The following is a 12,344-nucleotide window of genomic DNA, read 5'->3' as shown; positions in this document are numbered from 1 at the left end:
TAACATGTGCCGTATGCGATGCGACCGTTACCGCCGTGCTCTGGCGATTGCGGCGGCAGCCGCGATTCCCGCTTTGGTGCTGCCCCAGCCAGTCCACGCCGATGCCGGTGACCCGGTGAGCCTCCCACCCCTGCGCCTGCGGATGGGCGCCGACGACACGTGTGCGACCGCCTCCGCCAAGACCGCCGACACCCAGCCATGGACCCGCCAGGCGCTCCAACTCTCCCGTTCCTGGCAGCTGTCCCAGGGCACGGGGGTGACGGTGGCCGTGGTGGACACCGGCGTCGGTGAGAGCGCCCCCGCGCTGTCCGGCCGGGTCACGGCCGTGGACGACGCGGGCCAGGACTGTGTGGGCCACGGCAGTTTCGCGGCGGGCCTGATCGCGGCCGCTCCCACCGGGAAGGGCGCGGTGACCGGAGTGGCGCCGCATGCGCGCGTCCTGGCGATCCGCGGCACCGACGACCGTGGCAACCCCAGCGCCCAGCGCATCGCGGAGGGCATCACCGCCGCCGTGGACCAGGGTGCTTCCGTCGTGTACGTCGGCCAGACCCTGACCGCCGGGAGCAAGGAGCTCACCGAGGCCGTTGCCCATGCCACGGCCAAGGACGTGCTGGTCGTCGCCCCCGCCACACCGGACATCGCGCCCGAGGGAGCCGACGGGAAGGCGGACACCCGCGCCCGCGCGTACTGGCCGGCCCGTGTCCCCCGGGTGCTGTCCGTCGTGGACTTCGGACCCGCCGGAGGCCGTCCGAAGGAGGCGCCCGGCGCACTCGACGCCGATCTCGCCGCACCCGGTGACGCGGTGGTCGGCATCGGGGCCAAGGGCCGTGGCCACTTCATCGGTTCGGGTGCGTCGCTGGCCGCCGCGCACGTCGCGGGGGCGGCGGCGCTGATCCGCTCCTACCACCCCGACCTCTCCGCGACGGAGGTCTCCCGCAGGCTGCTCCAGGCCGCCTACCCCGATGAGGCCCCCAGGCTGGACACCTACGCCGGGCTCACGGCGGTCCTGCCCACCGAGGCGGCCGCCGCCGAGCCCGAGCCGGGTCCGGCGCACATCCCGGCGGCGGCTTCCGCCACCCCCCGCGAGCGGGCGCTGCTGATCAGTTCCGGTGGCCTGGGCCTGGTGCTGCTCGTGGGCGCGGCGATGGTGATCGTCCCCCGTGGCAAGGCCCGTGGCTGGCGTCCGGCGGACCGGACCCCGTCCGACGGGACCTGAAGCCCGGCCCGGCACCCGCCTGGGCCACGGGCCCCGCACAACGCCCCGGACGCGGGGGGCGCGTCCAGCGCGTCTCCCCGCGTCCGCGACACTCCCGCCGCTCGTCATGAGGCCCGTGGCCCCGGGGCGTCCGGGCCCCCGCCCGTGGTGTCCGGGCGGGTCGGCGACGCGGGGGCCGGGTCCGGCTCGGTCTCGAGCAGCGCCGTCTGGATCTGCACGCTCTTCCGGCGGGCGATGCGCACACCACGCCCCGGCAGCAGGTTGCGGCCCTTGACGTTGCCGAACACATAGCCCTCCGACGGCGGGCAGGACAGCAGGATCCCGGGTGTGTTGACCTCCTGGAGCCGCCGCATCAGCGGCTCGTTCAGCCCACGCCCCGCACCCGCGGCCGACCGCGCGACCACCAGGTGCATCCCGACCTCGTAGCCGAGCGCGAGATGGTCCATCAGCGGGGCGAACGGCTGGTTGAGCGGTCCGCCGCCACCGACCATGTCGTAGTCGTCGACCAGGACGAACAGCCGTGGCCCCGTCCACCAGTCGCACAGCCGCATCCGTGCCGGGGCGATATCGGGACCCGGCACCCGGGTCCGTACGGCACGGGCCGCTCCGTCGACCAGCTCCTTGAGCGCGTCGATGGACACCGCGTGTCCCAGCCGGTACGCGTCGGGCACCGCCTCCACCAGCTCACGGCGGTAGTCCACCACCATGATGCGGGCCTCGGCGGGTGTGTAGCGCTCGGTGATGGCGCGCGCCATCAGCCGCAGCAGATTGGTCTTGCCGCTCTCGGTGTCACCGACGACGATCATGTGCGGATTGGCCGCGAAATCGTGCCAGACGGTGTCCATCCCGTCCTCCTCGATCCCCAGCGGCACTCGCAGATCGCCCTCGGCGGGCGGCAGTTCGGCCGCGGGCAGGAGGGTGGGCAGCATACGGACCGGCGGTGCGGGCTCGCCCGGCCAGGCGGCGCGGGCCCGCGCAACCAGATCGGCCACGCCCTCGGACAGGTCCTCCGCGTCCGGCCGTCCGTCGATCCGCGGCAGCGCCGTCAGATAGTGCAGCTTGGAGTCCCGGGTGAGACCGCGGCCGGCGATCCGCGGCACCCCGGCCGCCTTGCGCACGTCGATGTTGGAGTCCATCGGATCACCCATGCGCAGTTCCAGCTGGGTGCCGGACTGGTCGCGCACCGCGGAGGACAGCTCCACCCAGCGGGCGGTGGTGACGATGAGATGGATGCCGTAGTTCAGACCGCGGGCGGCGATGGCGTTGAAGGTGGCGATGTGCTGGTCGTAGTCCTGCCGGACGGTGGACCAGCCGTCGATGACCAGGAAGGCGTCGCCGTGCTTCTCCTCGGGGAACTCCCCGGCGGCCCGGCGGCGCCGGAAGGTGGCCATGGAGTCGATGCCGTGGTCGAGGAAGAACCGCTCCCGGTGGGCCAGCAGCGAGGTGATCTCGGCGATCACCCGGCCGACGCGCTCCTTGTCCATCCGCGCGGCCACACCGCCGACATGGGGGAGGCCGACCAGTCCCGCCAGGGTGCCACCGCCGAAGTCGAGGCAGTAGAACTGCGCCTCGCGCGGGCTGTGGGTGAGCGCGAGGGACATGATCAGGGCGCGCAGCAGCGTGCTCTTGCCGCTCTGCGGACCACCGGCGATGGCGACATGGCCACCGGCACCGGCGAGGTCCACCAGCAGTTCGTCACGGCGCTGGTCGAAGGGGCGGTCCACGACACCGACCGGCGCGGTCAGCCGGCCACGCCGCGCAGCGTCACCGACGGTCAGCCCGTGCTCGGGATGCTCCACGAGCGGCGGCAGCAACTCGTCGAGGGTCGACGGCTCGTTCAACGGCGGCAGCCACACCTGGTGTGCGGGGGGCCCGGCGTCCCGCATCCGCTCCACGGCCACCGACAGCAGCGAGTCGCCCTCCTCCTCGTCCGGCTCCTCCGCCTCGTTCTCGGGCAGGTCGGGCATCTGGCGCGGTACGACCCAGCCGGCCGTCCACGGCACCACCTGGCTGGCCACCCGGGCCTGGTGCGCGGTGCCGCTGCGGCGCCGGTACGGACCGGAGACATAGGCGGCGCGGAACCGGGTCAGCGCCTCCACACCGGTCTTGATGAAACCGCTTCCGGGGCGCGGCGGCAGTTCGTAGGCGTCCGGTACGCCCAGTACCCCGCGGCTCTCCATGGCCGAGAAGGTGCGCAGACCGATCCGGTAGGACAGATGGCTCTCCAGCTGGTGCATCCGGCCCTCGTCGAGGCGCTGCGAGGCCAGCAGCAGATGTACGCCGAGGCTGCGGCCGAGCCGTCCGATCATGACGAACAGCTCCATGAACTCGCGGTGTGCCGCCAGCAGTTCGCTGAACTCGTCGACCACCACGAACAGGCTCGGCAGCGGGACCAGCGGGGTCCCGTCGGCGCGCGCCTTCTCGTACTCCAGGGCCGAGGTGTAGTTGCCCGCGGCGCGCAGCAGTTCCTGGCGCCGCATCAGTTCGCCGTGGAGGGCGTCCTGCATCCGGGAGACCAGGGCCACCTCGTCGGCGAGGTTGGTGATCACGGCGGAGGTGTGCGGGAGTTCATCGAGGCCCAGGAAGGTGGCGCCGCCCTTGAAGTCCACCAGGACGAAGTTCAGTGTCTCGGAGGAGTTGGTGAGCGCGAGCCCCAGCACCAGGGTGCGCAGCAGCTCGCTCTTGCCCGAGCCGGTCGCGCCGATGAGCATGCCGTGCGGGCCGGTGCCGCCCTGCGCGGACTCCTTGATGTCCAGCTCCACCGGCGCCCCGTCGGTGCCCACCGCGATCGGCACCCGCAGCCGGTCCGACCCGGTGCGGCGGGACCACAGCGAGGGCGGTTCATGCCGGTACAGATCCGCGATGCCCAGCAGGGTCGTCAGCTCCGTGTCCGCGGCCAGCGGTTCGGCGCTCTCCTGCGCCACACCGATGCGGTACGGGGCGAGCCGCTTGGCCAGTGAGACGGCGGTGCTCGTACTCAACCGGTCCGGCCGGCCGAGCGGGGTGGTCTGCTCCTTGCGCTCCCGGTCGGTGCGCACCAGCCGCATCACCTCCTCGGCCAGATCCAGCCGCAAGGTGGCCCGGCCGGGCCGCCAGGTGAGCGAACCGGCCAGGTCCAGGACGACCGCGTTGCGGAAACCCGGCCCGTCCATCCGGTGGCCCCCGGGCACCGTCACTCCGTCCAGGACCACCACGGTGTACGGTTCCTCACGCCCCGGCGTCGCGTCGGGCTCGAACGGCGGCCGCTCGCCGAACTCCGCCCCGAGCAGATCGTCGAGCTCGTTGACCGAGGACACCACCATCCGGACCGAACCCGCGCCATCGGACTCCTGCTGGTGGAGATTGTGTGGAAGCCACTTCGCCCATTCCCAGTCCGCGCGCCGCTCGTCGGCCGCGCACACCGCGATCCACAGGTCCTCGGGCGCGTGCACCACGGCCAGTTGCGCCAGCACCGCCCGTGCCAGCGCCCGGCTGCGCTCCTCGTCCCCCCGGAACAACACCCGGGCCCAGGTGCGCAGATAGACAGCGATCGGCTGCTCGGGCACGGTGGAGTACGCCCGGATGAAGCTGCGCAGGGCATGGGCGCTCAGCGGCTCCAGGTCCTCCACCGGCTTGGTGGACAGCGGAGCCAGCCGCAGCCCCAGCTTCTGGTCGCCGACCGCCACCCGTACCTCGGCGAAGTCGTCGTCGCCCGGCCGGCGCTCCCACAGCCTGGTGGTGCCCACCAGCGACCACAGCGCGCCCGGGGCGGGGTGGCGCCAGGCCAGCGCCCGCTGCTGATCGACCACCGCGGAGCGCACCTTGCGCCGGGTCTGTCGCAGATAGCGCAGGTAGTCACGTCGCTCGCCCTTGAGCCGCTGCTTGCGCTCGCTGCCCCGGCGCGCGAACTGCCCCAGGATCATGGCGCCCGCGGACACCACCATCATGCCCAGCGCCACGTACATGAACGCACCGCTCCGGGATCCCCCCGGCCTCATGTACATGAACATCATGGACACCGACATCAGCGCCATGGGCAGGTAGTTCCACACCGCCGAACTGTCCGGCGTCACCTCCGGGAGCGTGGGCGGCTCCTGGAGGCTCAGCTCTCCTTCGGGCATGTCCGGTCCGCGCCGACGCGCGGGCCTGCGGAACAGGACGGTACTCAAGTGAGCGGTCTCCTTCAGGGTGCTGCCGGGGGAGCGCACCCGGCACGGCACGCCGGGGCGGCGTTCGGGCGCTGACCTGCGTGGCAGGGCAGCGGGATACGAGTGAGCGGGCAGGCGCGGGAGACGGCAGGGCCGTGTGGGCCGGACCGGGGGCAGGAACCCCGGCCGGGGTGTGAAGAGTCTACGATCCGACTCTACGGTGCGTTGAGACGGCCGCTCCACGGTGCGTTGAAACGGCCGCGAAGCAGCAGGCGGTGCAGCAAGTAGTGTGCAACCGATCCGCGCACACGTCCAACGCAAGCCCCTCCCCGGAGAACCCCCGATCTCCCGACGAAGCGTGAGTTTCCCCATGACCGACAGTGCAACGGCAGGGTTGTGCCGCATCACGGTGCGCGCGCCCGCCAAGTCCATCGACCTCGCGGTGCCCGCGGACGTACCCGTGGCAGATCTGCTGCCCACTCTGGTGAGTTACGCCGGTGACACGCTCGCCGAAGAGGGCCTGGAACACGGAGGCTGGGTCCTTCAGCGGCTCGGTGGCGGACCGTTGGAGGAGGACGCCAGTCTGGAGTCCCTCGGACTGCTCGACGGCGAAACGCTGTATCTGCGCCCCCGCGCCGACACCCTGCCCGAAGTGCTGCTGGACGACCTGGTGGACGGCATCGCGACCACCATGGCGGACCGCCCCTTCGGCTGGACGGCGCGGACCGCCCGCCGGGTTCTGCTGGCACTGCTGGTGCTCACCCTGGCCGCCGGGCTCGTCGTACTGGCCCAGCCCGGCTACTCCGGCTCGGTGCGCGCACTGGCCGCGGCCGCGGCGGGTGTGCTGCTGCTCGGCGGCGCCGGATCCGCGAGCCGAGCCGTCGGCGACGCCGAGGCGGGTGCCGCGCTGGGCTTCACCGCCGTGCCTTACTTCGCGCTGGCCGGCTGGCTGTTGCCCGGCGGGGAGCTGAGCGGCCCGCACCACTACACCACCCTGGGCGCCCGGTTGCTGGCGGCGGGAGCGGCGGGCGCCGGCGGGGCGATGCTCGCGGTCGCGGCGGTGGCCGCCTTCGCCGCGCTCTTCCTCGCCCTGGTCGCCGTCGCGGTGGCGACCGTCCTGGCCGCGGTGCTGATGATGACCTGGGACCTCGGACCGGCACACGCGGCCGGGATCATCGCCCTGGCGGCGGTCGTCTTCGGGGCCTTCGTCCCGTCGATGTCCTTCCGGCTGTCCGGGCTGCGCATGCCACCCCTGCCCACCAACGCCCAGCAGCTCCAGGAGGGCATCGAACCGCACGCGCCGTCCGCCGTGGCCGCCCGCACCGTGGTCGCCGACGGCTGGATGACCGGTCTGTACGCGGCCACCGGTGCCATCTGCGCCGCCTGCCTGTACGGACTCGCCTACCGGCCCAGCCTGCCCAACACCCTCACCGTCGTGGCCCTGTCGCTGCTCCTGCTGCTGCACAGCCGCGGGCTCGGCAACACCCTCCAGCGGCTCTCCCTCGTATCCGCCGGTGTCTGGGGTGCCGTGCTGCTCGCCCACGACGCGGCCACCTCGGCCACCCCAGCCGGGCGACTGCTGCTGACTGCCGGGCTGCTCGCGGTCGCGGCGGCGACCGCCATCGCCTCCTGGACCGTCCCCGGCCGGCGGCTCGTGCCCTACTGGGGCCGGGCGGCCGAGCTGCTGCACTCCGCCATGGCCATCAGCCTGCTGCCCCTGTCGCTGTGGGTGCTGGGTGTGTACGGCGCGCTGCGCGCCTTCAACGGATAGTCCGGAGGACCCGTTCCGATGCAGAACAAACGCGACCAGGTCCAGGCCCATATGTTCCTGATGGGCCGGCTCACCTCCAGCATGCTGCGCTCCGATCCCGACGCACCCGAGAGCCCCCAGGGCCGCACCAACCGGGGCATCACGATCGGCATCATCATCGCCGTGCTGCTGTGTGCCGGGGCCTTTGTGTTCGGCCTGATCAAGCCCGGCCAGCAGAACTCCTGGCGGTCCTCCGGCGACCTCATCGTCAACAAGGAGACCGGCGGCCGCTACCTCTACCTCGACGGCCGGCTGCGCCCGGTGCGCAACTACTCCTCGGCCCTGCTCCTCGGCGGCTCCGACATGGGCACCACCACGGTGAGCGCGGCCTCCCTCAAGGGCACCCCCTACGGCACTCCGATCGGCATCGAGGGCGCGCCCGACGAACTCCCGGGGCCCGACGCGCTGTCCGACGAGCCCTGGCAGGTGTGCTCCACCGCCGTCCCCGCCGTGACGAAGTCCGGCCCCCGGGCCGTCACCACGCTCGCCGTCGGCAACGAGGCCCAGGGCGACGGGCTCGGCTCCGGTGAAGGTCTGCTGGTCGCGGGGCCCGAGGGCACCGACTACCTGGTGTGGCAGGGCAGCCGACTGCGCCTGGACCGCAAGTCCGGGGCCGAGGAGGCGCTCGGCTACGCGTCCACCCGGCCCGTCCCGGTCTCGGCCGCCTTCCTGAACGCACTGCCCGCGGGGCCCGATCTGGCCGCTCCGCGCACCTCCGGGCTCGGGGACGCGGGCCCCCGGATGGGCGGCCGGAGCACCACGGTCGGCCAGGTCTTCAAGCTGGCCGTACCCGGTGCCAGTACGCGTTACTACGTGCTCGGCGAGGACGGACTCAAACCGCTCACCCCGACCGAGGTGGCCCTGCTGCTGGGCGATCCGGCCACCCGCCAGAAGGCGTACGGCGGCGCTTCCGCGGCGCCCGTGCCCCTCACCTCGGAGGCGTTGCGGGAACACCTCGCTCCCGGGGCGGGGCAGTCCAAGGGCCCGGGGGAGTCCCCGGAGAACCCGCCGAAGGCGGTGGCGGTGCCCGGCGGCCACGCCCTGTGCGCCCGGGTGACGCCGGAGGGCAAGGGGACCCGCGTCGGGGTCACCCTGCCCGCCACACCCGACCTCGGTCCGGCCGCCCAGCACGCGTCCGGAGTGGCCGCGGCGGCCTGTCTGCCGGTGGACCGGATCACCGTGCCGCCGGGCGGCGGGGCGCTGGTACGGGCCGTGGGCGCGGGTGGCGGCAAGGTCGGCAACACGGTCTACCTGGTCACCGAGACGGGAGTGAAGTACCGCCTGTCCAGCGGGGACGCGGTCACCTCGCTCGGCTACAAGGACGTCACACCGCGGGAGATGCCCCTGCTGATGCTGGCGATGCTCCCCTCCGGCCCTGACCTGTACCCCCAGGCCGCCGAGAGGGGCCGTGCGGATGTCACGGCACCGCGCTGTGACGTGCGGAAAAAGGCCGGACACACCAAAGACAATCTGACGACAAGCCAGAAGGGCGGGAAGACAACCCCCGACGCCTAGCATCACCGGTCCCGGATCGAAACGACGAGAGGGACACCCGTGGCCGGTAACGGAATGCAGCAGTCGGAGGAATCCGCAACACGGAACGGCGTCCAGGCGCTGGAGATGGCGTTCAGCGGCGTCATGAAGTGCCGTCAGGACGTCGAGAACACCAAGAACAACCTCATGGCCCACTACAAGGGCAGTGACGGTGGAGCCTTCAAGGACCTGGTCACCTCCTGGGAGGAGAAGGCCGACGTCATCCTGACCAACGTTCAGGACATGATCGAAACGCTGAACCAGACCCTCGCCGAGCACGGCAAGCAGCAGGGTTCCTCGAACGAGGCCATCAACCAGGCCTACGCGGCGTCGGACTCCGTCTTCGACGCCCTGGCCGGCTGACCGGCGCAGCCCGGACCCACACCCCTGCGCATCCCAAGCGAGACGAGGACAGGCAATGAGCGATTTCAGTGACGGCTACATCTACGTCGACTACTCGCAGATGAGCAACGCCGCTGACGACATGATCAGTCAGACCAAGGCCATCGCGACCACACTCTCCAACCTGGAGATGGAGCTCAACGAGCTCAAGAACTCGTGGATCGGTGACGACAAGGACATCTACGCCGAGAAGCAGCAGAAGTGGGACAACGCGGTCAAGGCCATGGAGGAGCTGCTGACCAAGCACTCCACCCTGCTGACCTCGGTCTCCGAGAACTACCAGTACAGCGAGAAGTCGCTGACCGAGATGTGGAGTTCGGTGAAGATCGGCCGCTGACGCGCCTCAGCGCGGCCGAGGCTCCCGAAGGAAGCGAAGGAAGGACACGTCGTGGCGAAGGAAGACCCGAACTCTCACACCAAGAAGCTGTCCATGGACAAGGCGGGGCTTCAGTCGTTCCTGGACGACCGTGTCCTGCCCTTCAAGGACGAGATCCGCAAGATCGGTCAGGACGACCCTGGTGCCGGGCCGGCGATGGCCACGCTGATCGGTGACGCGGACATCACCGAGGAGGGCTTCGACTCCTATGACACCGGCAAGCCGCTGGGCATCGGGTTCATGCTGCAGGCGGCCAACCTCGGTGGCAAGGGCGAGCAGCTCAACAAGGCCGTCGGCAAGACCGCCACTGATCTGACGACCCTCTACGAGGAGCAGACCAAGCTCTTCAAGGACATCGAGGACAACCTGCGGGACACCATCGACACCCTCTTCAAGGCGCAGGGCGACAACCTGCTCTCCATAGACGGCCAGGAATTCCTGGACGTGTTCGAGGACGTGGACGAGGACCTGCAGGGCGGCGGCAAGGGCGGCGGCGGGGGCGACAACGACGACAAGGAATGACCGCGTAACCACCCTCTCGCCGCCCTGACCACCCACCATCCAGCCTCCGGAGAAGTCACGTCGTGTCCGATGAGTCCAAGCGGGTCTTCCCCGCTCATTCCACCGACGACTACTGGCACCTCGCCGTCAAGGTGCTGACCGGGTACGAGGCGCCACTGAGGCAGGATCTCTTCGGTGACCTCCTGGGGAACGACAAGATTCCCCTGATGCGGGTGGAGTTCTCGGACCATGACGGGGAGCCGTCCAACGCCACACTCGACGCGGTCAACGACATGCATTGGCGTACCGAGAACTCCGGGTGGCGCATCGAGAACACCGACTTCGTGGTGCCCTTCTACTCCGGGAAGCACGGCTCGATCGGCGACGCCGCGGTGGACACCAAGGTCGTGATGAAGAAGGCCCGCATCACGCTGCTGGGCACCGCGGGCACGGACTCGCCCCCGGCGGGCGGTGAGTTCTACGGCGGCGATTTCAAGAGCAAGCTCGGCAAGGACTTCGAGAAGCAGAGCAAGGACACGGTCTGGAGCAACAAGGCCCTGACGCAGTACAGCTACGGCACCGGAAGGGCGCTGGACTGGCTGCTGAATCATGGCAGCACCATCGACTTCGACTGGAACGACCTCCGGGTCGAGAACAAGAACGCCGTGAATCTGGAGTCGTTCACGGATGCGGCCGAGGCCTATGACCGGGCAGCCCAGTTCTTCAGCCATCGGCTCAAGGACCTCCACGACTGGGAGTTCGACCTCGGCAAGGAGGAAGCCTCATGGAAGGGACAGGCCGCGGGGGTCTTCAGGGACATGATCCACGGCCTGGCCCGCAACTATGAGGCGTACAGCGAGCAATTCCCGGTCTCCGGGAACATTCACTCGAAGTACGGCAACGATCTGCGGAAGTTCCGGACGGACATCGAGTCGGCCGTACGCAAGCTGCATGCCAAATGGGATACCTGGCAGCTGCTCACCGGGAATCCGCTGCGTTGGCTGCACGACATCCTGCTCGAAGTCACCGACGACGTGTGGGACAACAACATCAAGAAGGTCCGCTACAAGCTCCGGTCCACCTATCACGGCGTGGGACCCAGGGGTGACCACAAGGTCAAGTTCGACGGCTTCTACGGCGGATCCCGCAAGTACGGGCCGCTGGAGGACAAGGAGACCTGGAAGAAGATCGGCGAGGAGGCCATCAAGCGCTGGCAGCAGAGCGTCATCGACGTCCTGGGTACCGCGGGCAAGCAGGCTCTGATCGACGTACAGAACTCCTTCAACGACCAGAAGTTCCCCAAGAAGATCGACACCACGACCACCAGCCTGAGCGAGCAGTTCGCCAAGGACCAGGCCGCGCACGACAGGGCGGAACAGAAGAAGAAGGAGGAAGAGGCAAAGAAGAAGGCCGAAGAGGCGGAGAAGAAGGCCGAGCAGCGGCAGGAAGAGGCCGACCGCAAGGCGGACGAGAGGCAGAAGGAGCAGGACAGGAAGCAGGAGGAGGCCGAGAAGAGGGCGGAGCAGAAGCAGGCGGAGCAGGAGGCCAAGCAGGAGCAGAAGGAGAAGGAAGCCGAGGCCAAGCAGGCGGAGAAGGAGAAGGAGGCGGAGCAGAAGCAGGCGGAGCAGGAGGCCAAGCAGGAGCAGAAGGAGAAGGAAGCCGAGGAGAAGCAGGCCGAACAGGAGAAGAAGGCCGAGCAGAAGGAACAGGAGCAGGAGGCCAAGCAGGCGGAGAAGGAACAGGAGGCGGAGCAGAAGCAGGCGGAGCAGGAGGCCAAGCAGGAGCAGAAGGAACAGGAGGCCGAGGAGAAGCAGGCCGAACAGGAGAAGAAGGCCGAGCAGCGGCAGCAGGAGCAGGAACAACAGCAGGTTATTGCGACTAATACGGCGCGAGCCGAGCGCGAGCAGCAGAAGAAGGAACAGGAACGCAAGCAGGCAGAGCAGGAGGCCAAGCAGGAGCAGAAGGAGCAGGAGGCCGAGCAGAAGCAGGCCGAGCAGGAAGCCAAGCAGGAACAGAAGGAACAGGAAGCCGAGAAGAAGCAGGAGGAGAAGGAGAAGGAGGCCGAACAGCAGCGGATCAAGACCGAGAGCGAGTACGAAGCCAAGCAGGCCGAGCAGGAGGCCAAGCAAGCGGAGAAGGAGAAGGAGGCCGAGCAGAAGCAGGCGGAGCAGGAGGCCAAGCAGGAGCAGAAGGAACAGGAGGCGGAGCAGAAGCAGGCCGAGCAGGAGAAGAAGGCCGAGAAGCTCCAGCAGGAGCAGGAGGCCAAGCAGGAGCAGAAAGAGCAGGAGGCGGAGCAGAAGCAGGCCGAGCAGGAGAAGAAGGCCGAGAAGCTCCAGCAGGAGCAGGAGGCCAAGCAGGAGCAGAAAGAGCAGGAGGCGG

General features: G+C 69.7%; 8 protein-coding genes. 7 read left to right on the top strand and 1 reads right to left on the bottom strand.

Features of this window, described 5'->3' with window-relative positions; genetic code table 11:
* The first annotated feature begins 115 nt into the window (after positions 1–115).
* Positions 116–1,216 (top strand): S8 family serine peptidase, encoded by a 1,101-nt coding sequence (locus AC07FT_RS32525; RefSeq protein ID WP_479179640.1) that lies wholly within the window; start codon positions 116–118, stop codon positions 1,214–1,216.
* 104 nt (positions 1,217–1,320) lie between these two features.
* On the opposite strand, the gene eccCa is transcribed toward AC07FT_RS32525, so the two are convergent.
* Entirely contained in the window at positions 1,321–5,364 is a 4,044-nt protein-coding gene (gene eccCa, locus AC07FT_RS32520) for a type VII secretion protein EccCa (RefSeq protein ID WP_479179639.1), read from the bottom strand.
* 349 nt (positions 5,365–5,713) lie between these two features.
* On the opposite strand from eccCa, the gene eccD reads away from it, so the two are divergent.
* The 6 genes from eccD to AC07FT_RS32490 form a co-directional block, all read left to right on the top strand.
* Positions 5,714–7,114: a type VII secretion integral membrane protein EccD gene (gene eccD / locus AC07FT_RS32515; protein WP_479179637.1), complete on the top strand. Its 1,401-nt coding sequence runs from the start codon at positions 5,714–5,716 to the stop codon at positions 7,112–7,114.
* An 18-nt stretch (positions 7,115–7,132) separates the two neighbouring features.
* Positions 7,133–8,668: a type VII secretion protein EccB gene (eccB, locus tag AC07FT_RS32510; RefSeq protein ID WP_479179635.1), complete on the top strand. Its 1,536-nt coding sequence runs from the start codon at positions 7,133–7,135 to the stop codon at positions 8,666–8,668.
* A gap of 39 nt (positions 8,669–8,707) precedes the next feature.
* A complete protein-coding gene (locus AC07FT_RS32505) occupies positions 8,708–9,049 on the top strand; it encodes a hypothetical protein (RefSeq protein ID WP_478774292.1) in 342 nt (113 codons plus the stop codon).
* A gap of 55 nt (positions 9,050–9,104) precedes the next feature.
* Positions 9,105–9,425 (top strand): WXG100 family type VII secretion target, encoded by a 321-nt coding sequence (locus AC07FT_RS32500; RefSeq protein ID WP_478774291.1) that lies wholly within the window; start codon positions 9,105–9,107, stop codon positions 9,423–9,425.
* Between the two features lie 51 nt (positions 9,426–9,476).
* Positions 9,477–9,986 (top strand): type VII secretion system-associated protein, encoded by a 510-nt coding sequence (locus tag AC07FT_RS32495; protein WP_479179634.1) that lies wholly within the window; start codon positions 9,477–9,479, stop codon positions 9,984–9,986.
* 62 nt (positions 9,987–10,048) lie between these two features.
* Positions 10,049–12,344: AAWKG family protein (locus AC07FT_RS32490; RefSeq protein WP_479179633.1), on the top strand; the 2,296-nt coding region annotated here is incomplete at its 3' end.

This window comes from Streptomyces sp. NPDC045899 (assembly GCF_056431485.1).
This window is presented reverse-complemented; position numbering and strand designations above follow the sequence as displayed.